The following is a 24,036-nucleotide window of genomic DNA, read 5'->3' as shown; positions in this document are numbered from 1 at the left end:
GTAGCAAACAAAAGCGTAAAAATCATTAGCACATAACTAAATTGCAGAGTAAAATGGACATACTTGAGTAAAACAGTCAGGTACTTTTCACTTTTAATGGATAAAACTGAATAAGTATCAGAGAGCAAAGAGAGTTAAAATAATGATCAGTATTTCAGAAAATGCTCAAAAGCATTTTATTAATTTACTTTCGCAACAAGCTGAAGGTACCCGTATTCGTGTTTTTGTCGTCAATCCAGGTACAGCGAAAGCTGAGTGTGGCGTTTCATACTGCCCACCTGACGCGATAGAGTCTGACGATATTGAAATTCCTTTTGACGGCTTTTCAGCTATGGTTGATGCCGACAGTAAAGGCTTTTTAGAAGACGCTGAAATTGATTTTACTACTGATCAAATGGGCTCACAGCTTACTTTGAAAGCGCCTAACGCTAAGCTACGTAAAGTTGCTGATGATGCGTCACTATTTGAACGTGTGCATTACTTTCTACAAGCGGAAGTTAACCCTCAATTAGCGGGTCATGGCGGCGAATGTACCTTAGTTGAAATTACTGACGACGGTTATGCGGTATTACAATTTGGCGGTGGCTGTAATGGTTGTGCACAAATTGACGTGACAGTAAAAGATGGTATTGAAAAGCAATTAGTTGATTTAATGGGTGATGAAATTAAAGGCGTTAAAGATGCAACTGAGCATGAACGCGGCGATCATTCATATTACTAAACCTAGTTTATATTACTCAGATAATATGACTAAGTAGATATGATTAAGCTATTAGAAAAACTAGGCCAAGATCCCCAGCGCAGTTTAACCCTGTTCTTATATGGACTTGGCCTTTTTGTTATCGGCTTGTTGTTCGTTGCCTTAGGTTATTTCCATCACCACCTATGGCAAATCATGGGTGTGATCATTTTAGCTCTTGCTTGTTTAATTGCCGCTTGGGGTTACCTCGGTATATTTGCTAATCGCTGGTTAAATATCATTTACCGTACTAGACCTAACCAAAAAATAAGCACTAATAACAACCCATAACTAATACCAACTCCATTAAGTTAGTTCCTACTTGGAATTGGTATAACTCACCTCTTTACAATACCCGCTAGGGTGAATGCAGTAATTCAATGACATTTATACTCAATTTAATTAAACACTACTGGCTGTTCATTACGGTTTTTTTACTAACTGCGATTGCCACGTTGTCTTTATGGCCAGCAGAATATTTACCGAAAGTTCCAGGAAGTGACAAAACTCATCACTTTATTTCTTATGGCGCATTAATGTTGCCGGTTGCGCTTCGAAAGCCTAAACACTGGCTCTGGATTGCGCTAGGGTTTGCTGCTTTTAGTGGTGCCATTGAATTGATTCAGCCGTATGTTAATCGTTATGGCGAATGGCTTGATATGGCCGCCAATGTTGCAGGTCTAGCTTGCGGCATTATCCTGGCAAAAATTCTTGAATACTTTTTTCAGAATACGCCGAGTAATATATAATTTCACCAGGCTGGTAAGTGATTGATTAATCGTTGACCGGCATCAAGTTTGACAGATAGTGGCATGTTAAAATCATGCCACTTTAAGCCAATCAAGTCAGTTACCTTATGTCAAAAGAAACTCCAGCTCACCATCTTCCTGTCGTACACCCACCCAAGCGGCTATGGCAAAAAATCTCTGCAATTATTGCCAAGACTAGTTTTGCTTTAGCTGCTATTGGAGTAGTGGCAATTCTAGTTTATGGCAATGACGTTGCCGCAGATATTAAAGCCGCTCTGGGTGCCACTACCTTTTTTTGTTTTGCTGTTGGTGTTGTTTGCCAAGCTATGGGTGGCACTAGCATCCCCAATTTAAAACCGGCACCGGACAAACTCAATTAACAAAAATGCGCTCAAGCACTTTCTCGTCGATAGCAATGAAAGTGACATGCTAGGGTCACCCCTCTGACCAGCATAAAACTTGAAAAGCAGCCCATAAGCCATGATTGCGCACTTAACCCGTAGTGACTAAACCGAGTAAAGGTACGGTTATATTTGATAAAATCATCGGTAACGCTAAGTAAAATAAGCATTTGTGTTGGCCTAAATGGCTAGTGTTAGACAAAGAAATACCCTAAAGTGCTAGTGGTTTACAGATAAAGACTTATCTCTTCTGATTTTTAAGGGTATATACCATGAAATATATATTGCGGACACTATTTTCAGTTTCATTATTATTGGGCGTTGTGCTCAACAGTCATGCCGCGGTTATTTTACAATATCATCATGTTAGTGATAGCACACCGGCAAGCACTAGTATTTCACCAAAGCAATTTGCAGTGCATTTACAGTACCTTAAAGATAATAATTTTAAGGTAGTGCCCTTATCAGAGTTAATTGAAGCTATCAAAAAGCAGCAGCCTTTACCGGATAAAAGCGTCGCCATTACCTTTGACGATGCTTATATTGATGTTATGACACAGGCAAAACCCATCTTAAATAAGTTTGGCTTTCCGTATACCATTTATGTCAATCCAGGCATTATCAATCGCCATGAAAGCAATAATGCTTCACCTTATTTATCATGGATTCAACTAAAATCACTTTCCGATGAAGGTGTGATTATTGCCAATCATGGTTATGAACATGATTCAATGGCGCGTATTACCGACGGTTTAACGCAAGCACAATGGTTGACTAAACAAACCGAATTATTATTAAAAGCCGAAACTATTATCAAAGATCATACTGGCCAAAGCTGGCGATATTATGCTTACCCTTACGGTGAATATGATAAGGCAGTGCAAGCCTGGGCGAAAGCCAATGATTTTGTCGCTTTTTCTCAACAATCAGGGGCTATCGATTTATCAACAGACTTAACCAGTGTGCCACGTTTTCCTGCATCAAAACCTTACGATAAAATTTCTGGTTTACGGGATAAGTTAAACTCATTGGCGTTTAATATTCGTTTAGAAGGTGAGCAAGCCGAAACAATTTTTAAATACCAAGAAGCGAAAAGTATAACCTTTAATATCGAGACTGGAGATTTTTATAAATCAGCGCTCAATTGCTATATTTCTGGTTTAGGCAAACAAAAAATCACTTGGCATGATGACAGTAGTTTTAGTATTAATTTTAGCAAAGACCTACCCGTAGGCAGAGTTAGAGCCAACTGCACGGCAGCAAGTATTAGTAAGCCAGGGCGTTACTACTGGTATTCTAAGCCATGGTTTATCTTAAAGGCTGACGGCAGCTGGTATCACTTATAAGCGGGCATATTATTTATGCATCGCGATTAATATATTCACCATTACTGATATAGCGCGACTATCTTTTGGTAGTCGCTTAATAACTTTTCATTATCAATAATTGGCACTGCACCAACTTCTTGTTCAGGCTTAAATATTGCGGCGACTTTTCCTGCAGGGTTAATTAGTACCAGTGATGAACTGTGATCAACCCAGTAGCTTTCATCTGCTCCCTCAGCATTCTCTTTACTAACTTCTTTACTAGTAATCGCATACATCATGCCTAAATTACGAGCAAACGGAAAAAGCACATCGTGCTCTGCGCGCAGCGCTTTAAAGTCTTTATTAAAATAGCCAATGTATTGCGCGAGCTTTTCAGTGGTATCTCTTTTAGGGTCAACGGATACTAATAGCACTTGGCTATTGCTGGCAATAGTGGTTAGCTCGTCATAAATGAAATTGAGGTTTTGCAAGGTGATTGGGCAAACATCTGGGCAAGAAGTATAACCGAAGAAAACCAGTGACCATTTATCGAGTAACTGGCTGTTATTAAAAGACTGTCCTAACTCATCGGTTAAGGTAAACGCAGCTATTGGCCGTGCTTGCTGATAATGCAAAGCATATTCGGCAGGTGGCAGTTGCTTTGTTTGCTTAATGAGATGAAAACCAACCGCACCGGCACTGATGGAGAGTAAGGCAATAATTCCATAGATAATTTTCTTCATTGAAATCCTGTATTTTTTTACATTTTGACTAGGGTACTGGTACCAAGCTGTCGCTATAAGTTATCGCGGCTAAGATTTACTGTTAAAGGGATGCAGCTAACTCATTGGCAGCCAATAATGATCGACCAGCAAAATAATAAACAGCAGCATTAAATGCACTATGGAGAATTTAAATGTTGCCATAGCTGTGCCCTCTTTAGCATGAAACTTAAGCTGCCAAGCATAGCCAAAAAAGATCAAATTTAAGCTACAAGCCCCTATTAAGTACAGCCAATTACTCATACCCACTAAGTAAGGTAATAAACAAACCACAAAGAGTAATACGGTATAGAGCAATATTTGTGTTTTAGTGAAGCTGACACCATGGGTTACCGGCAACATGGGAATATTCACTTTGGCATAGTCATTTTTACGATGGATAGCTAATGCCCAAAAGTGTGGCGGTGTCCAAGTGAAAATAATTAATACTAATAATAAGGCGTTAGGGGCAACTTCATTGGTCATTGCTGTCCAACCTAGTAAGGGCGGGATTGCACCGGCTAAACCGCCGATAGTAATGTTTTGCGGCGTAGCCCGCTTTAAATACATGGTATAGATAAAGCTGTAGCCCACTAAACCTGCTAAGGTCAAAAATGCAGTTAGAGGATTGACCAAGGCATAAAGAATAATAAAACCAAGTACGGCTATGCTAATGGCAAAAACAATGGCATTGGTGACAGTAATTCTACCTTCAGGTAAAGGCCTGTTATGCGTTCGCCCCATAATGGTATCAATTTTCTCATCAACAATATGATTGATAGCTGCCGCCGCAGAAGAGAGCAAAGCAATACCTAACATTGCTGGGAATAATAGTTGCCAAGGTAAACCGCCAGGAACCGATAAACTCATACCAACGAGTGCTGTCAGTACCAGCAAGGCGACGACCTTAGGTTTGGTTATATCGTAATAAGCACGCCAATTGGTAAAAATATGACTGATGGAAAAATGATTATTGTTGTCAGCAATTAACTCTGGCATAGCACTACTCATTGATTTATTGATGGCTTTACTCATAAAACGACTCCTTGGAATTTTGTCTTAACTTATACGCTAAGGCGATCAGGCTCAGCATTAAACAGGCGGCTACTAAGTTGTGCGCTACCGCAACTTTAAGTGGCAGAGAAAACCAAATATTACTAATTCCCAAACTGATCTGGATAATTAGTAAACTCATCAGCACAACAGCGGCACTTTTTATTGCATGATTCCTGGCTTTTAGAAAAACCATAATGGCTAACCAAGCGAGAAAAATTCCGGTAACCATAGCGCCTAATCTATGACTAACATGAATGGTTACGCGTTCATTATGGGCTAGGTGACCAAACTCATAGCTTTCTTGTTTGGGGGGAATTAAGTCAAAGGACTGCTCAAAAGTTAAATTTCCGAGCCAGTTCCCCTGACATATAGGTAATTCAACACAGCTCATTGCTGCATAGTTGGAAGAGGTCCAACCGCCGAGGGCAATCTGCGCCGTTAAAATAGTAATGCCCAGTAGTGCATAGCTACTGTACTTTTTAAGCTGCCAATCAACTAAGTTTGCTCCTTGAGCATTGATTCCTTTGGCTTTAATGCGCAAATATAATAAAAATAGCAAACATAGCGTAGTGAAACCGCCGAGTAAGTGCGCCATCACCACCACAGGCATTAATTTCAAGGTTACAGTCCACATACCTAGCGCGGCTTGAAAGATAACAATACATAAAATAAACAGTGGCAGAATTACCGGATACCTAACGCTGGATTGTTTTGAAAAGCGTAATTTAATTGAAAAGAAAGCAATAGCGGCAATAAGTAGGCCCAGACTGCCAGCGAAATAGCGGTGGATCATTTCATTCCAGGCTTTAGCGGGTTCTACAGGTCTTTGGGGATAAGCTTGTTCCGCTGCAGCAATTTGTTGACTCGTTTCTGGCACATCAAGCAAGCCATAACAGGTTGGCCAGTCTGGGCAGCCTAAGCCGGCATGGGTTAAACGGGTATAAGCCCCTAGGCCAATAACAACAATGGCTAATAGTAAACTTGTTAGCACTAAACGACGTAGTGTTTGGGTATTGCTACTGTGTTCGGTCATTTAGTTAACCCACCTTAGAATATTTCAAAAGTTTTTTCATATCAGCAATAATGGCCTTACCCAATGACGTTTGTTGCTGCTCTTGCTCTGGCAACTGATGACTTAAAATAATGTTGCCTAAAGGGTCGGCAATGAGTACTTGTGGTCCTTGCAGTAAGTTTTTCATTTGCGGGGTTAAGGCAAGTATCTGCCATTGGCTCTTGGTCAGTTGTTTATTTTGTTGGGCTGAAAAAATATTTTCTTTCAGTAATACTGGTGTGACCCTAGGCATATCTTTTCCTAAGGCAACATAACTGTTGTGCACGGTTTCAATACTGTGCAAACACATATCGGGACACTGGCTCGGCAGTCGATAAATAATAAGCCACTGTTGGGCAAACTCTTGTTCATTCATTCCTAGATCAGTCAGTGTTAACTGTTGAGTTAATAACTCACCTTGGTTAGTTACCCCTAAGTCTAGCCATTGGTTTTCTAAGGCCAATTTTGCTAATAATATCGGCAATATAAAAACCGTTATTAGCAAGAGTAAGCTGCGGCGATTGCTCTTATTTGAACTATTGTTTGCATCGCTGGGAGAAATGGATTTAGCCATGTTTTATCGCCTTAATCTTGTTCATATTATTGAGAGAATTAGTGAGAGTCTTATTGTCAGTATCCGCATGAGTGTCAATGTTAGTCGCTTGCCTGTCGGGTAATGATGCAGCTGATTTTGACTGCTGACTACGGGTAGATTTATGTGTTTTTATGCGTAAGCTAATCATCAATATTAGCCAAGCGATCGCTAACGTAGCCCATTGGAAAGCGTAACCGAAATGTTTTTCTGCGGGCATCACTATAGGGTGCCAGTTTTTTTTATGACCAAGGGTTTCTGCTGGGTCTACATAAATAACAAAGGGTAAAAGTGGCTTGTTAATAAGGGTAGCGAATTTATCTAACTCTATTTGTTGTACCCGCAATGGCCAACTGGCTTTAGTGAAGTCTTGCTCCGTAAGCATTATGCCTTGTTCGACAATGCGTACATGTCCTTGAAATTTATATTGTCCATGCAAAGGGCTTACCTCAGGGAGTATGCTGCGATCTATTGAACCTTGTACCCAGCCTAAATTGACTAGTACAGCATGAGTTGGCGTTTCTACAACTTGTAATACCCGGTAGCCTAAAGAATACTTTTCCACTTGATTGTCGAGTAAAAAGATATATTTTTCATTAAACTGGCCGGTAATTGTGACGGGAAAATCGTTAATACTTTCTTTACCGATAAACTGCTCTTCCTTTGAAAGTTTAACTATTTCATTAAGTGTAAGCGGTGATTGTTGATTCAATTGGGTAATACGGGCAGTACGCAGTTCTTTCTCAAAACCGCGGTTATACTGCCAAATAGATAATTTAACCAAACAGACAAAAACAATAAGCGTTAGCGCTAACCAGAGGAAAGTCCAAAGGGCGTTGCTTACTAATGAATTAGCTAATACTTTTTTTTGTTTATCAACATACTGCAAAAAGTCAGACCTTATAAGATATAGACAAAAACAAATAGCATGACCCAAACCACATCGACAAAATGCCAATACCAACTTGCTGCTTGAAAAGCAAAATGGTTATCTGGGGTAAAGTGGCCTTTTAATACTCTTAACCACATTATTATCAACATGATACAACCCAAGGTGACATGCATGCCGTGAAAGCCAGTCAATAAGTAAAAAGTATTGCCATAGACACCGCTATCTAGAAATAGACGCATTTCTTCAGAGTAGCCGTGCGCATATTCTAGAACTTGAAAACAGATAAAAGCCACACCCAAAATTATGGTTAGACCAAGCCACGCTTTTAAACCCTTGCGGTTATTTTTAAGTAAGGCACTGTGGGCAAAGTGGGCAGTAACGGAAGACGTCATCAGTAAAACCGTGTTAATTAACGGTAAGCCAAACCAACCCATAGCCGTGGTAGTGGTGCCATCTGGGGTTTTTATTAACGGCCATATTGCGGTAAAATCAGGCCAGAGTACCGCGCCAGTTTCGACATTATTGCCGGCACCGCCAAGCCAAGGCACTGAAAATACGCGTAAATAGAGTAAGGCGCCAAAAAAGGCGACAAAAAACATTACTTCTGAGAAGATAAACCAACTCATACCTTGGCGGAATGAATTATCCATCTGATGTGAGTACTTACCCGTTAACGACTCATTAATAACATCACTAAACCATCCCACTAACATATAAATAATCAGGGCTATGCCTGCGAGTAGTAGATAGCCACCGTAACCACTTTCTTCATTTGCTAAATCAGTGACATAGTTACCCGCACCAAAGGCGATCATAAATAGTGCTACCGCGCCCATGATTGGCCAGTGACTATGGCTGGGTACATAATAACTTTCGTATTCTTTGTTAGTCATTTTCTATCCCTTTTCAGTGAACCCTATGACGACTTCTCTGTTATGTCATACAAGGTATAAGATAAAGTTAAGGTGTTGATGTCTTCGGGTAATTCTAAGTCGATATAAAACTGCAGGGTCATTTCAACTTCTTCTGCAGCTTTAAGCGGCTGTTGGGTAAAACAAAAACATTCAATTTTATGAAAATAATTTGCCGCTAAGCCGGGTGAAACAGACGGTACGGCTTGACCAATAATGTCATGCGCTGCATTGTTTTTTGCATAAAATGAAACCAACTTCATTTCACCTGGGTGAACAGTAATCTCATTAATAACAGGCTCAAACTTCCACGGAATGCCTTGGGCATTGCGGGTAATAAACTGCACTTTTATCAATCGAGACTTATCAATACCTGTGGCGGTATAAGCCACCGCAGTACCGTTAGTCTTGCCATTTAAACCGGTAATATCACAAAAAACATCATATAAAGGTACCAGCGCAAAGCCAAAGCCAAACATAGCAACAACAACCAGCAGTAATTTCTTTACCGTTTTGCTGTTGTTACTGACTTGAATACTAACGGCAGTCTTAGCTTCAGTACTAAGGTTAGTATTCTCGTCAGGTGTTAGGTTGTCTTGCTCGTCATTGGTACTCATATCGCTTAATGCTCATGTTGATCGGCATTATCAATGTCTTTTTGCGGCGGCGGTGTGCTAAATGTGTGGTAGGGTGCTGGACTTGCTACTGTCCATTCTAAACCTATGGCGCCATCCCAAGGTTTTGCTGGTGCTTTCTCGCCACCACGAATACATTTGATCACTACTGCTAAGAAAATCAATTGCGATAAACCAAAGGCAAAACCGCCAATACTAACCCACTTATTAAAGTCGGCGAATTGCAGCGCATAATCTGGGATCCTGCGGGGCATACCTGCTAAACCTAAGAAGTGCATTGGGAAAAACAGTAAATTCACTGAAATTAATGAGCACCAGAAGTGCCACTTACTCAAAGTGTCGTTGTACATATGGCCGGTCCATTTTGGTAGCCAGAAATAAGCACCCGCATAGATAGAGAACAATGAACCAGTCACTAATACATAGTGAAAATGGGCGACAACAAAGTAAGTATCGTGGTATTGGAAATCAACCGGCGTCATTGCCAGCATCAGACCGGAGAAGCCGCCTATGGTGAATAAAATAACAAAGGCAATTGAAAACAGCATAGGTGTTTCAAAGCTTAATGAACCGCGCCACATGGTCGCGACCCAGTTAAAGACTTTTACCCCTGTTGGTACTGCAATAAGCATGGTGCAATACATAAAGAACAGTTCACCAAATAACGGCATGCCTGTAGTAAACATATGGTGTGCCCAAACGATAAAGGACAGTAAGGCAATAGATGAGGTGGCGTAGACCATTGAGCTATAGCCAAATAATCTTTTACGAGAAAAAGCCGGGATAGTGGTTGAGACAATACCAAAAGCCGGCAAAATCATAATATACACTTCAGGGTGACCAAAGAACCAAAAAATATGTTGGAACATAACCGGGTCGCCACCACCGGCGGCATCAAAGAAGCTAGTACCAAAATACGTATCGGTCAGTAACATGGTTACTACACCAGCGAGCACGGGCATTACCGCAATAAGCAGGTAAGCAGTGATGAAAAAGGTCCAAACAAATAGCGGCATTTTCATGTAAGTCATACCAGGAGCACGCAAGTTCATTATGGTAACGACAATATTAATTGCCCCCATAATGGAAGAGATACCCATGATATGCACAGCAAAAACAAAGAATGCAGTACTGCCGTTAGAATAGGTGGTGGATAATGGTGCGTAGAAAGTCCAGCCGAAGTTAGGCGCACCACTTTCCATAAAGAATGAGCTAAGCAAAATCGCAAAGGCAAAGGGCAGTATCCAAAAACTCCAGTTGTTCATGCGCGGCAGTGCCATATCTGGCGCACCTATCATCATAGGTATCATCCAGTTAGCAAAACCAGTGAAGGCTGGCATAATTGCGCCAAATACCATGATCAGCCCATGGACTGTGGTTAATTGGTTAAAGAAATCCGGTTCAACTAATTGTAAGCCAGGCTGGAATAACTCAGCACGAATGACCATTGCCATGGCACCGCCAGTTAAAAACATAATAAAGGCAAACCATAAATACAGCGTGCCGATATCTTTATGGTTAGTGGTATAAAGCCAGCGTTTTATTCCGGTCATTTTCCCATGTTCATGTGAGTCATCATGATGTTCGTCGTGCGAATCTTGTGCTATAACGTCTGTAGTCATTTTTATATCCCCCTAATTCGCACTAGCAGCATCAACAGCTGCAGGTTGTACTAAATCACCGGTATTATTTCCCCAAGCATTACGCTCATAAGTTACAACAGCAGCTATTTCGGTTTTGGTTAGTTGGCTAGCAAAAGCAGCCATGGCAGCATTTTTCTTACTCCCGTTCAGCACCATATCTAAATGAACAGCGATATCTCCCGTTGCAATTACACTGCCTTTAAGCGCAGGAAATACCGGAGGTAAGCCTGCACCTGTCGGTTGATGACAAGCAACACAAGCTTTCATATAGACTTTTGCGCCCATTGTCATTAATTCATCATGGCTATACACTTTAGCTAAATCTTCTACCGGTGCTTCTTCAGCAATCGTCTCTACCGTTTCTTCAATGTTAGTTTCAATTGCTACGGATGTTATGGCCTCTTGTGTTGTACCTTCAGCAGAAGAGACAACAGCAGATTTAACATCAGATGCTTGTACAACATCACCGGTATTATTACCCCAAGCATTACGCTCGTAGGTCACAACAGCAGCAATTTGTTTCATACTTAATTGCTTACCATAACCTTGCATACCCGTACCCGCTTTACCGTTAAAGACAATGTTAATATGTTCTTTAGCACTACCTGATGTAGTTATTGGGCTACCTTTTAAGGCTGGGAAGGCAGGTGGTAAACCTAAGCCTGTTGGCTGATGGCATGCCGAGCAATAGGCGGTATAAGTGCTTTCACCTAATTGCATCAATTCTTCTTTTGATAGTGAAGCACTTAATGACGCTCTTTCAGCTTCGGCAGCTTGGGCATTACGTTGCTGCTGTTCATTTATCCAAATGTCATAATCAGCTTCAGATTTCACTTCAACAACTATCGGCATAAAGCCATGGTCTTTACCACATAGCTCAGCACATTGGCCGCGGTAAATACCGGGTTCATCGACCTTAGTCCATGCTTCGTTAATAAAACCTGGATTAGCATCTTGTTTAACGGCAAAAGCAGGTACCCACCACGCATGGATAACATCATCAGAGGTAATTAAGAAACGAACTTTTTTATTGACGGGAATAACCAGAGGTTTATCAACTTCCAAAAGGTAGTTCTCACCTTTAGTGGCGCCAGCGCCTTGTTGATTTTGGTATTGTTCGCGTGGTGTTGAGAGTACCGAGTAATATTCGATATCTTGATCAAAATATTTGTAATGCCACTTCCACTGAGAGCCGGTTATTTGAATTGTAACATCAGAATTGCTGTTATCTTCCATGGCTATTAAAGTGTGGGTTGCCGGTATTGCCATACCGATTAAGATGACAACGGGTATTGCCGTCCATAATATCTCAACCTTAGTGCTTTCATGAAAGTTAGCAGGTTTTACCCCTTTAGATTTTCGATGAAAAGCCATCGACCAAAACATAGCGCCAAATACTATTACGCCAATGGCGGTACAAATGTACAGCACTAGCATATGCAAATCATATACATCTCGGCTAACGGCAGTAACCCCTTTCGTCAGGTTTAACTGCATTTCTGCCCAAGCTGAATTGGTAAACAGGCTTACCAACACTAGCCAAAATAGCTTATGTTTCCCCACACGGCATCTCCTCTTGATAATCATAGAGAACAGATGTACAGCAATGTACTTCATAACCACTGAACTGAATATCTGTAGTTTTTTATTATTTTATTTTTTTATAAACTAACAAGATCTCGGTTTAGCCACGGCTTCGCGATGTAGAACGATTGATGGCGAATAAACTTATACCGTTTGGTATCCATACCGAGTTCAGGTTTATTACCGACGTGAAATAGTAATCTGACATGACACTAGTAATTTAGTGTGACAGGATTAGCGCATCGACGTCTTTTTATTCTTTTTATGTTCGTTTTGTATGCGTTACTGTTACTAGAATTACGCTAAAATTTGATCTAGGTCAAATGTTATATAGCTAAGTAATTAGAAAAAAGTCATTTAATTCAATGGAGTAATAGCTCTAATGTTTGTGTGAGCTTTGCTGTAAGTAGCTTTGATAAATTTGGGACGTAGATAAAAAAAGAATATGGAAATATTTCGGGCTTTTCTGCTATGAAGAAATAAAAAAACCATAATTACTGCTCATTTTATTATTAAAAAGAGTAATTATGGCATTTAGTATATTGCTGATTAAGCAACATTCGTTTGGGCTGTTTTTTGGGGTTTTACATCCAACTACCGCTGCGAATAATGCCCACGGCAATACCCTCAATATTGAACTCTTGGTTAGTTAGATCGACTTTAATGGGAGAAAACTCTTCATTTTCAGCATGTAAATAAACAATATTACCTTCACGTTTATAACGTTTTACCGTAACTTCGTCTTCAACGCGGGCAACAACTACTTGGCCATTTTGTACATCAGTAGTTTGATGCACAGCAAGTAAATCACCATCTAAAATACCAATGTCTTTCATGCTTTCACCATTAACACGCAAAAGGTAATCGGCGGCTGGATGGAACAAATCACCATCTACTTTATAATGCTCTTCGATATGCTCTTGCGCCAAAATAGGTTCACCAGCAGCGACACGGCCAATAAGTGGTATACCTTCTTTTTCTAAAAACTCTTCAACTAAACGAATGCCACGAGAGGTGCCGGCAAGCATTTCAATATAGCCTTTTTTGGCTAAGGCTTTTAAATGTTCTTCGGCGGCATTCGCTGATCTGAAACCAAAAAAATTGGCGATTTCAGCACGCGTTGGTGGCATACCCGTATCTTTGATTTTATCTTTGATTAAATCATAAATTTGTTGCTGTCGCTTAGTCAGCGGGCGCAATTCGGTGGTTGAATCTATCATAGCTTAAGCCTGTAAATTTACACAGTATTACTGGTAGTATATACAGGAATGTTTTAAAGGCAAGTTTTACTTTAAGGGCAAGTATGTCTAGGTGATTTTATGATTATGGCTAACAAAAAGCTGACTAATTTTTCTTTAATGACATCAGGTAGCCTTTAACTAAGGCAAATTGAGCGAAGTAATAGGTTGCCATTACCCAAAGTTGGTTTTGAACAATAGTGCTGTTAAATTTATCAAAACCAATTAATGAATCGGATAGTACAAAGCTAATACCACCAAGTACTAGCCATAAATTAGACCTGTGACTAAATACTGTTGCCAGTGCCATAAGCAGTAGCACTACCATATAAGCCAATACTGGAATAAACAACTCAGCTAAGCCATTAATAAACAGCATAAACATCAGTGCACCAAAGCCGATATATGTGATGAGAATAAGTGGTTTCTTATCAGCTATATGGACATTATTAAAAGGTTTTAAGCTAATTAAATAACAAAGATGGGCAATAAAAAAAGCCGCTAAGCCGAAAATAAACCAATCCTGTTGGTTGTAATCTAGTAGAAAATCACCGCAGCTAGAAAACAATAAACCAAAGATAAAAAACCTAACGCTAGTTGATTTCTGTTGGACGATAAGCTGCTTACTGTGCTGCCAAGTAATAGCAATAAGCAAGAATATAGGCAGCATTTTTACTGCCCAACTAAATGGATACGGCTTTAATAGTGTTGATAAAATAAAGCTAATGGCTAAGGTGATAAATACTAGGGTGTTATTTTTATTCACTGCCATTTTACCTTATATGTAACTTGTTTTTTTGTTAAGGATATTGCTGTCAGGGTTGCTTAAGTATTAATTTACTTGCGCATACTCACCGCTTTACTCTAACTTGCTTATTTTAACTTAGATAGCTGAATTATTATCATATTTTCACCGGTAAGTGAAATATCTGCTGGCTTGTCACTGGCTTGGTTTTCAATGCGAGCTAAAGCCCCCTGGGCAACATCAGTTTTATTGTTACTCTGCTCAAAAGTCATTGCTGCCGATAAGCTATAAGCGAATATTAAGGTGCTCGCTTTGGCTGATAACATTACTTTTTCATTAGTCGTATAGGTATCAACTTGCGCAGAAAAATGACCCTGCTTGGTCATAATATTAAAGTCTTTAATACCACCATTGATTAGCGCGCCATAAGTATTGCTGGCGCCATCAAAGTGGGCGATATCCAGTGATTTCGTTAGTTTATCAACATCGCCATTGCGGTGATCTAGTGTTAAACCTTCGCCTTCTATTAAGACTAAATTACGTTGATAGCCGGAAAAATTTGAAAAGTCGCCGTCATTTACTACGCTGGCGATACTTAATCGCCAAGCAAAATCATCTAAATTACCGCCATCGCTAATGGCTAATTCAGTGGTGTGGCCTAAGCCATTTTTCCATGGAATAGTTTTAAAGTTTTCAGCAGATAATATAGTTAACATAAGGGCTTCATCGTAAATTTTTGCTCATATTACCTTGCTCACTCATATTGGCAATGGTTATTTTTACTCTGCTTTGTCAGTGGTCTGCTTTGTCGTGTTTATTATTTTAGCGCTTGCACTATCCGCTAAGCTCACGTTAGAATCTAGCCGCGCTTACCTAGTTTTTAAGAATATTGGTAAGCGCACACTTGTCGGAGTGCCAAAGGCTGAGATCGCGAAAGCGGGATCCGTAAAACCTGATCAGATTAATATCTGCGTAGGAAACAAGAGAGAGTGATTAAGTCCTGTAACCTTAATTTTTTCCAACCTCTTTTTGCCTCTTTTTAACTATGAAATAGTTAAAAAACTCCGCCTATTTTTATTTTTTTCTTACTTTTATTGTCCTTAATTTGGGAATAAAACAAGAAAAACAAAAACAAGGTGCGACTATGTCCAATTCAACCAATGTTGATAAAGTAGTAAAAAAACCAACCAGACGTGAAAAACGTGCAGCGGCAGAAGCATTCTTAAAAAATGTTTCCGACCAATCATTTCCTAATTCAAAAAAAGTTTATGTATCAGGTAAAATCCACGATATCAAAGTGGGTATGCGTGAAATTACCTTATCTGATACCTTAATTAGTGGTAATAAAGATACTGCCGTTTATGAGAAAAACGAACCTTTATGTGTTTATGATACTTCGGGTTTTTACACTGATGAAAATGTCACAATTGATGTGCATAAAGGTATTCCACGTTTACGTGAAAGCTGGATAGATGCTCGTGGTGATGTCGAACCGTTAACTTCAACTAGCTCTGAATATGCCCAGCAACGGCTTGCCGATGAAGGGGTTGACAGTATCCGCTTTGAAAATTTACCGCAAATGCGTATCGCTAAAAAAGGTAAAAACGTTACGCAAATGCATTACGCTCGCCAAGGTATTATTACCCCAGAGATGGAATACATTGCTATTCGTGAAAACATAAAACGTGAAGAAGTGAAAGATGCAACCTTACTGCTTCAACATAAAGGCGAATCTTTTGGTGCCAGTATTCCTGAGCAAATTACCCCTGAATTTGTCCGTGATGAAGTGGCTCGCGGTCGCGCAATTATTCCAGTAAATATAAACCACCCTGAATGTGAGCCTATGATCATTGGTCGTAACTTTTTAATTAAAGTTAACGCCAATATTGGTAACTCAGCAGTAACCTCTTCTATTGAAGAAGAAGTAGAAAAGCTGGTTTGGTCAGCAAAATGGGGCGCAGATACGGTAATGGATTTATCTACTGGCCGTAACATTCATGAAACACGTGAATGGATCATGCGTAACTCGCCAGTACCTATTGGCACAGTACCTATTTATCAAGCACTTGAAAAAGTAAATGGCGTAGCAGAAGACCTAACTTGGGAAATATTCCGCGATACTTTAATTGAACAAGCAGAGCAGGGTGTTGATTATTTCACTATTCATGCCGGCGTTTTACTGCGTTATGTACCTATGACAGCTAAACGTGTCACTGGTATTGTTTCGCGTGGAGGTTCAATTATGGCGAAATGGTGTTTAGCGCATCATAAAGAAAACTTCCTTTACACCCATTTTGAAGATATCTGTGAAATTTTAAAACAATACGATGTGTCATTCTCATTAGGTGATGGTTTACGTCCAGGCTCAGTAGCCGATGCCAACGATGAAGCGCAATTTGCGGAATTACATACTTTAGGTGAGTTAACTCAAATCGCCTGGCAGCATGATGTACAAGTGATTATTGAAGGCCCTGGTCATGTGCCGCTTCATATGATTAAAGAAAATATGGAAGAGCAAATCAAACATTGTGGCGAAGCGCCTTTCTATACTTTAGGCCCATTAACCACAGATATCGCCCCAGGTTATGATCATATTACTTCTGGCATAGGTGCGGCTAACATTGGTTGGTATGGCTGTGCCATGCTTTGTTATGTAACGCCAAAAGAGCATTTAGGTTTACCGAACAAAGAAGACGTAAAAGAAGGTTTGATGACTTATAAAATTGCTGCTCATGCTGGTGATTTAGCTAAAGGTCATCCTGGCGCACAAATTCGTGATAATGCCATGTCTAAAGCGCGTTTTGAATTCCGTTGGTATGATCAATTCAATATTGGTTTAGACCCAGAAACCGCTAGAGCTTATCATGATGAAAGCTTGCCACAAGAGTCAGGCAAAGTAGCGCATTTCTGTTCTATGTGTGGACCTAAATTCTGTTCGATGAAGATCTCACAAGAAGTACGAGAGTACGCCGCTAATCTTGATAAAAATGCCATAAAAATTCAATTGCTTGATGAGACAATAACGATAACGTCTGATGACGCTATAGAAAAAGCGATGCAAGAAAAGTCCGCTGAATTTAAAGCAGCGGGTAGCGAAATATACCAACTCGCTGACTAATACCAGTTCCATTAAATTAGTTTCCACTCAGAGCTTGCCAGCGGTTTGAGAATAAATAGGATTTTTTTGCATATAGTCACTCTATATGAAAGAAATTCTGTGCTGTTATCGAATCGCTGGAAAGCTCCCGAAGGGCGAGTTTAAAAGGCTTATATACGGCGTTATTGTTTTTGATAAGGGAATAACCATTATCTATAATCAATAACGCCGTATATAAGACTTTTAACTCTCGCTGGGTGGGAAGAAACTTATTGGAATTGGTATAACTCAACCTTGTCATTCCCGTGTTGTATTAAGCGGGTAGTATATTGCATCCCCGACAAGAAATTTCGGGGATGACAATATTATGCTTTAGATAGAATAAAATTTTAGGCAGAAAAAAATGAACATAGCCATTGTTGGCGCAGGATTGATGGGGCGCTTACTCGCCCTGTCTTTGCTTCGAGGTGAACAGCTTAGACAAAAGCAGTCTCAAAACGTAACTATTACTTTATTTGATAAAGATAATAGACTCGCCCATAACAGTGCGGCCTATGCAGCTGCAGGTTTATTAACGCCATTGGGTGAATCACTGCATTGTCAGCCTAATATCGTTAGCATGGGTTTTGAGTCATTACGTTTATGGCCAACGTTGCTCGACAGTTTGGATGAATATACCTTTTTCCAACAAACTGGCGCCATCATGGTGAGTCATGAACAAGATAAAGGTGACTATCAACGTTTTGTTAGACACCTTAGCAATAATTATCCTGAGCAAGAGTTACACTCGCTAAACCGTGCCGAATTACTTGAGTTAGAACCAGAAATAGGCCGGAGTTTTAACCAAGCTTTATACCTGCCTCAAGAGGGGCAGCTGGGTAACCGCCGTTTATTAGTAGCATTGCGCAAACAACTTGAAAAAGAAGGTCAGCAGGCAGTTCCGGGAAATAATAGCTCAGGCAATCAACTTAAGTGGTTAACTGAGTGTGAAGTTGTTGAAATCAATAGCAGTGAAAAGAGCAGCACGGTAGCTTACTTGCAAAATGGAGCTAAACACAGTCAGAAATTTGATCTAGTCATTGATTGCCGTGGCACCGGGGCGACGAGCAAAAATAGTCATAGCAGTTGTGCGCCTTTGGCCGATTTAAGATCGGTACGCGGTGAGCTTTTTCAACTGTTTGCACCTGATGTAAATATTTCAAGGCCAGTACGGCTAATGCATCCGAGATATCAGCTTTATATAGCGCCAAAGGGCAAAGGATTTTATGTGGTTGGTGCAACGGAAATTGAGAGTGATGATAACTCTCCTATGACAGTACGTTCAGCAATGGAATTACTCAGCGCCGCTTATAGTGTGCATCCTGGTTTTGCCGAAGCGAATATTCGCCAACATGTTAGTCAATGTCGACCAGCCTTTAGTGATAATCAGCCTAAAATTACCGTGCAAGACTCCCTTATTCAAGTTAATGGTTTATTTCGTCATGGATTTTTAATAGCGCCAGTAGTACTTGCACAAACCTTAGCTATTATCGCTAATCTACTAAACTCTAGTAATAGTACTTTACCTTATGCCGACCTGTTACCTGTAGCGAAGCCTGTGGACATAAATAAAAAAGAGTCATCTTATGAACATTCATATTAACGGCAAAGCCTATGCGCTAGGCCATGAAATCCATATCAGTGTCAGTTCCGCGTTAACCTTGCACTTTATTGAGCCGCAACAGAGTACCTTTGCTGTGGCACTTAATGGTGATTTTGTTGGTAAAACGGATTACGACACCACCATGGTAAAAAATGGCGATAGCCTTGATGTCTTACAACCTATTCAGGGAGGCTAAGTTTAATGTCATTGAATATCTACGGACAAAATTTAGACAGTCGTTTGCTCATTGGCAGCGCTTTGTACCCGTCGCCACAAGTGATGAAACAAGCTATTTTGGCCAGTGGCTCACAAGTAGTGACGCTGTCGTTAAAAAGACAGAACCCTAATGAGCAGTCGGGTCAACAAATCTGGCACTATTTACAAGAAATAGTGACGCAAACTAATGGCCACTTACTACCCAATACGGCTGGCTGTAAAACTGCCAAAGAAGCGGTAACCTTGGCACATATGAGTCGTGAGATTTTTAAAACTGACTGGATTAAGTTAGAGGTTATCGGCGACGATTATAACTTACAACCGGATCCTATCGAGTTACTGCATGCTGCAGAGCAACTCATTGCTGAAGGTTTTAAAGTGCTACCCTATTGCACCGATGATCTTGTGATTTGTCAGCGTCTATATGACTTAGGCTGCCAAGTGATCATGCCTTGGGCATCACCTATAGGTACAGGTAAGGGCTTGATGAACCCTTATAACCTAGAAACTATTCGTTTACGTTTACCCGATGCGACTTTGATTTTAGACGCCGGTATTGGCAAGCCATCGGATGCTTGTTTGGCCATGGAAATGGGTTATGACGGTGTATTGCTTAATAGTGCTGTGGCACTGGCGGATAATCCGGTATTGATGGCAAAAGCCTTTGGTCAAGCATTGCAAGCAGGTGAACAAGGTTATGTCGCCGGTATAATGCAAGAAAGACAGACAGCTCACCCTTCAACGCCCACCCTTGATACACCTTTTTGGCACCAAAATAGCTAAATGACTTTGTTACTTAACCTAACTACGTCGTTGGAAGTGCTCACCTAGTAAACTAGGCTCCGCGCTTCCGCCTTGTATTTTGGCTAACTAACTTAGCCTTTAAGCTATTTGTATTTTAACTTTTAAAGCATAAGACATTGATGACTGATCTTAATAAGAAAAAACCAATAATTTGGACTATTTCTGGCAGTGACTGCTCTGGTGGCGCGGGCATTGCTGCTGATATCAAAACCGGCCATGGTTTAGGTGTGGAGGTTTGTCACCTTATTACCGCGAATACCGTGCAAAATTCTTCGCTATTAATCTCAGTAAACCCAGTATCTGTTGATATTTTACAGCAACAGTTTGAAGCATTAATTACTGACAAGCCGCCGTCGGTCATCAAAATTGGCCTAGTGGCCAATGTCGAGCAAGTGCAATGGTTAGCTAAGTTACTTGAACAAGTTAAGCATTCTAATAAAAATTTAATCAGTGTTTATGACCCCGTTGGCCAAGCTAGTGTTGGTGGTAGTTTTAGCGCTTTGACTATCGAGCAACTTACGCCTTTATTAAAACAAGTGGATGTAATCACCCCTAACCTGATGGAAGCAAAAAATTTAGCACGCTTTGGTCCGGTAGCTAAAGAGACAAATGCAGAGAAACTCGCTAAGAAAATCTATGATGATTTTTTGATCACCAGTATTATTATTAAAGGAGGTCATAGTGATAAAGATAATGGCTTAGCGATTGATTACTGTTACCACCAACTTAATCAGCTCAGTGAAGAGAAGCAAGATAACCAAGAAAAACAGCATCAAGTCATTAGTTATCAACTTAGTTCTCCTCGTATAAATACACATTACAGTCATGGTGGTGGTTGTAGTTTTGCCACAGCATTAGCAAGCTTTCTTGCCCAAGGTTACCTAATGCGTGACGCCCTTATGCTAAGCAAAGCCTTTATCAGCCAAGGTTTAAGCGCTAGTGAGCAAGTAAGTGAATTAAACGGTCATCAATATTATGGCGCATTTGAGCAACAAAACTGGCCATGTAACGCTAAGTTCTTTCCTAACGTTGTTGACCAATTGAGCCTGCAATACCATGACTTACCCGCTTTTAACTCTTTAGAACTTAAGGATAAAAAACTTGGTTTATACCCAGTAATTGCCTCACTATATTGGCTTAAACGATTACTGCCGTTAGGTTTAGAAATTATTCAGTTACGAGTTAAAAACTTAAGCGAAGATGAATTAGAGCAAGTGATTATTACGGCAGTAGAGTTAGCGAAAGACTATAATACACGCCTGTTTATCAATGATTATTGGCAGCTAGCGATAAAGCATGGTGCTTATGGCGTACATATCGGTCAAGAAGATCTAGCCGATGCTGACCTAGTTGCTATTCAGCAGTCAGGTATTCGTTTAGGCATAAGTACTCATGGCTGTTATGAATTTCTGTTGGCGCAACAGTTACAGCCGTCCTATTTAGCCATCGGCGCAATTTTCCCGACCAAAACTAAAGACATGACCGGGCAGATTCAAGGCTTAGATAATTTAAGGCAGGTATTAGCTTTACGACCAGCAGAAAAGGCTTTGCAAATCCCAGTGGTTGCCATTGGCGGTATTACCCTTGAGCGTGCACAAGAGGTAGCCGTAACAGGAGTAGAGAGTATTGCTGTAGTCACCGCGATAACTGAAGCAACTCAATCACACGGCATATCTCCAGAGCAAGCCGTTACAGCATTTGAACAAATCATTGCTAAAGGATAAGCAGATAAGATTGCTTATAAATTAAGACCTCCAACCTTATTACTTGGGTAAATATTATTTAACCCTTTATAAATTCACTATTGATAATTATTCGTATTTGCTATTATGGGGCAATTCTTATCCATTAGCAGTATAAATAGATGAATATCATCATATCTCTTCTTTGTCGTTTGACCGTGACATTAGCCATTTTACTTTCTTTTCAATCCGTTGCTGTTGAGCGACTTTATTATGTCGCCGCCGACGAAATTGAATGGCAATATGCAGAAAAACATCATAATTTAATGATGGATATGCCGTTAATGCCAGAGCAGCAAGTATTTGTTAAAGCCAGTGAAAATACTATTGGCAGTAAGTATAAAAAAGCACTTTACCGCGAATATACCGATGCTTCATTTAGTCAACTAAAAGCACGACCAGCCAGTGAACAGCATCTGGGTTTATTGGGGCCATTGTTTCGGGCAGAAGTGGGCGATACCATCAAAATAGTGTTCAAAAATAACGGCACACGTCCGTATACCATTCATCCACACGGCGTATTTTATAATAAGGCCAACGAAGGCTCACCTACCAACGACGGTACTTCGGGCAAAGATAAATTAGATGATCGGGTCATGCCTGGGCAAACTTATACTTATAACTGGCAAGTACCAGATACAGCAGGCCCAGGGCCGGCAGATACTAGCTCGGTAGTTTGGGTTTATCACTCACACGTTCAGAGTATCAGGGATTCTAATAGTGGCTTGATTGGCGCTATAGTTGTTACCGCGAAAGGCATGGCCAAGGCAGATGGCTCTCCTAAAGATATTGATCGTGAGTTTATCAATCTTTATACCGTGATGAATGAAAATGAAAGTTGGTTTTTAGCTGATAACATTAAAAATTATCTGACCGCTCCGGCCAATGATGACATTACTGAAGACGACGATTTTGTTGAAGGTAATCTGATGCATATGATTAACGGTTACCTGTTTGCTAACTTACCTGGTTTAACCATGGTTGAGGGTGAAAAAGTGCGTTGGCATTTAATTGCTTTAGGCACGGAAGTTGATTTACATACCCCACATTGGCATGGTCATACAGGTTTGATTAATGGTCATAGAACTGATGTGGTGGAATTATTACCCGCGTCGATGAAAACCTTAGATATGACGGTTAATAATCCGGGTACTTGGATGTATCACTGTCATGTTAATGATCATATCGCTGCAGGTATGACGGCACTTTATCAAGTATTGGAAAAATAATATTTGGTATACTTAATAGTAGGACAACAGCGATTTTTTATTGCTGCCGTCCTACTCCCCTAATAAATAGCTTTAGTAACTACCTCTACTATTTAGCAGAAAGTAATTTAGGGTTAGTTACTAGGTTTCTTACACCATGAGCGTGATCTTCATTAAAGGTATTACCTTCACACCACTTAGCAACAGTTTCAATATTTACTTTAGCAACTTCAGGACGAACGCTCCAAGAAACTTGCAACGGTGAGCCTTTTTCGTTGTAGCCAGGGCCAGTAGTTGAACCCGCATATTGAATGGCACTACCGGTATTGTTTGGAATATTAAATGCTTGCTGATAGCTGTTTTTAGCACCATGTTTAGTTAATTTAGCAAAATCTAGCGCATTTTTATCATTAACCAATACATATACTTGGGTTTCTACCCGTAATTGTGGGTTCATGATCGATTCACTTAAACAAGCGCCTAATGTTGGGCCTGGCATTACTTGTGCTGTTGAATGCACGTAATGAACTTCAATAGTATCACCAGAATTTAAAGCACCATGTTTGCTTGGGCATACAGCTGCTTTAGTTGCTCTTTTTTCACTTGAGCTTAATTTACCAGAGTATACATAGCCACTTTGAAAGCCATGACCATCACCATTACCAGCGTATTTAGCAAACTCGCCACCTTTATGTTCAGCATTTTTATGGAAGTGAATATTACATAGGTTCATTTCAGTATAAGCGGGTGCAGCATTAAAATCGCGAGCATTCATACCCTTGATGGTATCGATATCTCGTGGTGATTGTGGTCCAAAACCTTTGCCATCAGTGTTTGTTTCTAACATAGCGCGTTGCTTTTTAATGACGCTATCTGCAACGTTGTCGTGGCCACTGCCAGCACACGCTGTTAATGGTAGTAATGTGGCAGTAATTATCGCCGCAAGAATATTTGCTTTCATTTCTTTCCCCTAAGGTTGTTGATTAACAGGTTACTTACGACGAATAGTACTACTTAAGTATT

General features: G+C 40.2%; 24 protein-coding genes and 1 riboswitch. Of the genes, 11 read left to right on the top strand and 13 right to left on the bottom strand.

The window, feature by feature from the left end:
* Nucleotides 1–142: 142 nt before the first annotated feature.
* The 5 genes from nfuA (at nucleotide 143) to HRT55_RS13535 (ending at nucleotide 3,235) form a co-directional block, all read left to right on the top strand.
* A complete protein-coding gene (gene nfuA / locus HRT55_RS13555; protein WP_291612854.1) occupies nucleotides 143–721 on the top strand; it encodes a Fe-S biogenesis protein NfuA in 579 nt (192 codons plus the stop codon).
* 39 nt (nucleotides 722–760) lie between these two features.
* The gene (locus HRT55_RS13550) at nucleotides 761–1,030 is read left to right on the top strand and encodes a hypothetical protein (RefSeq protein WP_291622081.1); all 270 of its coding nucleotides are present in this window, start codon (nucleotides 761–763) and stop codon (nucleotides 1,028–1,030) included.
* 89 nt (nucleotides 1,031–1,119) lie between these two features.
* Entirely contained in the window at nucleotides 1,120–1,488 is a 369-nt protein-coding gene (locus HRT55_RS13545) for a VanZ family protein (RefSeq protein WP_291622080.1), read from the top strand.
* A 107-nt stretch (nucleotides 1,489–1,595) separates the two neighbouring features.
* A complete protein-coding gene (locus HRT55_RS13540) occupies nucleotides 1,596–1,868 on the top strand; it encodes a hypothetical protein (RefSeq protein ID WP_291622079.1) in 273 nt (90 codons plus the stop codon).
* 293 nt (nucleotides 1,869–2,161) lie between these two features.
* On the top strand, nucleotides 2,162–3,235 hold the full coding sequence (locus HRT55_RS13535; protein WP_291622078.1) for a polysaccharide deacetylase family protein: 1,074 nt from the start codon (nucleotides 2,162–2,164) through the stop codon (nucleotides 3,233–3,235).
* Between the two features lie 41 nt (nucleotides 3,236–3,276).
* Here the strand turns inward: HRT55_RS13535 and HRT55_RS13530 are convergent, their stop codons facing one another.
* The 12 genes from HRT55_RS13530 to HRT55_RS13475 all read right to left on the bottom strand — a co-directional run bounded on the left by HRT55_RS13530 (nucleotide 3,277) and on the right by HRT55_RS13475 (nucleotide 15,020).
* A complete protein-coding gene (locus HRT55_RS13530; protein ID WP_291622076.1) occupies nucleotides 3,277–3,939 on the bottom strand; it encodes an SCO family protein in 663 nt (220 codons plus the stop codon).
* A gap of 96 nt (nucleotides 3,940–4,035) precedes the next feature.
* On the bottom strand, nucleotides 4,036–4,956 hold the full coding sequence (cyoE, locus tag HRT55_RS13525; RefSeq protein WP_291622362.1) for a heme o synthase: 921 nt from the start codon (nucleotides 4,954–4,956) through the stop codon (nucleotides 4,036–4,038).
* 28 nt (nucleotides 4,957–4,984) lie between these two features.
* Nucleotides 4,985–6,046: a heme A synthase gene (locus HRT55_RS13520; protein ID WP_291622075.1), complete on the bottom strand. Its 1,062-nt coding sequence runs from the start codon at nucleotides 6,044–6,046 to the stop codon at nucleotides 4,985–4,987.
* Nucleotides 6,047–6,050: 4 nt separating this feature from the next.
* Nucleotides 6,051–6,638, bottom strand: coding sequence for a hypothetical protein (locus HRT55_RS13515; protein WP_291622074.1), 588 nt, complete (start codon nucleotides 6,636–6,638; stop codon nucleotides 6,051–6,053).
* The gene (locus HRT55_RS13510; RefSeq protein ID WP_291622072.1) at nucleotides 6,631–7,545 is read right to left on the bottom strand and encodes an SURF1 family protein; all 915 of its coding nucleotides are present in this window, start codon (nucleotides 7,543–7,545) and stop codon (nucleotides 6,631–6,633) included. The genes HRT55_RS13515 and HRT55_RS13510 overlap by 8 nt, the downstream gene beginning before the upstream one ends.
* 11 nt (nucleotides 7,546–7,556) lie before the next feature.
* A complete protein-coding gene (locus HRT55_RS13505) occupies nucleotides 7,557–8,441 on the bottom strand; it encodes a cytochrome c oxidase subunit 3 (protein ID WP_291622070.1) in 885 nt (294 codons plus the stop codon).
* A 23-nt stretch (nucleotides 8,442–8,464) separates the two neighbouring features.
* The gene (locus HRT55_RS13500; protein ID WP_291622068.1) at nucleotides 8,465–9,076 is read right to left on the bottom strand and encodes a cytochrome c oxidase assembly protein; all 612 of its coding nucleotides are present in this window, start codon (nucleotides 9,074–9,076) and stop codon (nucleotides 8,465–8,467) included.
* A 5-nt stretch (nucleotides 9,077–9,081) separates the two neighbouring features.
* A complete protein-coding gene (ctaD, locus tag HRT55_RS13495; RefSeq protein WP_291622359.1) occupies nucleotides 9,082–10,647 on the bottom strand; it encodes a cytochrome c oxidase subunit I in 1,566 nt (521 codons plus the stop codon).
* A gap of 81 nt (nucleotides 10,648–10,728) precedes the next feature.
* A complete protein-coding gene (gene coxB / locus HRT55_RS13490) occupies nucleotides 10,729–12,234 on the bottom strand; it encodes a cytochrome c oxidase subunit II (protein ID WP_291622357.1) in 1,506 nt (501 codons plus the stop codon).
* A 671-nt stretch (nucleotides 12,235–12,905) separates the two neighbouring features.
* Nucleotides 12,906–13,520: a transcriptional repressor LexA gene (lexA, locus tag HRT55_RS13485; protein ID WP_291622355.1), complete on the bottom strand. Its 615-nt coding sequence runs from the start codon at nucleotides 13,518–13,520 to the stop codon at nucleotides 12,906–12,908.
* A gap of 145 nt (nucleotides 13,521–13,665) precedes the next feature.
* Entirely contained in the window at nucleotides 13,666–14,325 is a 660-nt protein-coding gene (locus tag HRT55_RS13480) for a lysoplasmalogenase (RefSeq protein ID WP_291622066.1), read from the bottom strand.
* 107 nt (nucleotides 14,326–14,432) lie between these two features.
* Entirely contained in the window at nucleotides 14,433–15,020 is a 588-nt protein-coding gene (locus HRT55_RS13475) for a HutD family protein (RefSeq protein ID WP_291622064.1), read from the bottom strand.
* Between the two features lie 182 nt (nucleotides 15,021–15,202).
* A riboswitch (TPP riboswitch) is annotated at nucleotides 15,203–15,300 on the top strand.
* 148 nt (nucleotides 15,301–15,448) lie between these two features.
* Here HRT55_RS13475 and thiC point away from each other — a divergent pair.
* The 6 genes from thiC (at nucleotide 15,449) to HRT55_RS13445 (ending at nucleotide 23,034) form a co-directional block, all read left to right on the top strand.
* Nucleotides 15,449–17,422 (top strand): phosphomethylpyrimidine synthase ThiC, encoded by a 1,974-nt coding sequence (thiC, locus tag HRT55_RS13470; RefSeq protein ID WP_291622063.1) that lies wholly within the window; start codon nucleotides 15,449–15,451, stop codon nucleotides 17,420–17,422.
* Between the two features lie 382 nt (nucleotides 17,423–17,804).
* Nucleotides 17,805–19,043, top strand: a complete 1,239-nt coding sequence (locus tag HRT55_RS13465; protein ID WP_291622062.1) for an FAD-dependent oxidoreductase — start codon at nucleotides 17,805–17,807, stop codon at nucleotides 19,041–19,043.
* Nucleotides 19,027–19,239: a sulfur carrier protein ThiS gene (gene thiS, locus HRT55_RS13460; protein WP_291622061.1), complete on the top strand. Its 213-nt coding sequence runs from the start codon at nucleotides 19,027–19,029 to the stop codon at nucleotides 19,237–19,239. Before HRT55_RS13465 ends, thiS begins: the two co-directional genes overlap by 17 nt.
* A 5-nt stretch (nucleotides 19,240–19,244) precedes the next feature.
* The gene (locus HRT55_RS13455; protein WP_291622060.1) at nucleotides 19,245–20,042 is read left to right on the top strand and encodes a thiazole synthase; all 798 of its coding nucleotides are present in this window, start codon (nucleotides 19,245–19,247) and stop codon (nucleotides 20,040–20,042) included.
* Between the two features lie 140 nt (nucleotides 20,043–20,182).
* The gene (thiE, locus tag HRT55_RS13450; protein WP_291622059.1) at nucleotides 20,183–21,787 is read left to right on the top strand and encodes a thiamine phosphate synthase; all 1,605 of its coding nucleotides are present in this window, start codon (nucleotides 20,183–20,185) and stop codon (nucleotides 21,785–21,787) included.
* Nucleotides 21,788–21,927: 140 nt separating this feature from the next.
* The gene (locus HRT55_RS13445; RefSeq protein WP_291622058.1) at nucleotides 21,928–23,034 is read left to right on the top strand and encodes a multicopper oxidase domain-containing protein; all 1,107 of its coding nucleotides are present in this window, start codon (nucleotides 21,928–21,930) and stop codon (nucleotides 23,032–23,034) included.
* An 88-nt stretch (nucleotides 23,035–23,122) separates the two neighbouring features.
* On the opposite strand, the gene HRT55_RS13440 is transcribed toward HRT55_RS13445, so the two are convergent.
* Entirely contained in the window at nucleotides 23,123–23,974 is an 852-nt protein-coding gene (locus HRT55_RS13440; RefSeq protein WP_291622057.1) for a delta-class carbonic anhydrase, read from the bottom strand.
* Nucleotides 23,975–24,036 lie beyond the last annotated feature (62 nt).

This window comes from Colwellia sp. (genome assembly GCF_013214175.1).
In the GTDB taxonomy this organism is placed as follows: domain Bacteria; phylum Pseudomonadota; class Gammaproteobacteria; order Enterobacterales; family Alteromonadaceae; genus Colwellia.
Note: the sequence above shows the minus strand (reverse complement) of the source record. Positions and strands in the feature narration are given on the sequence as shown.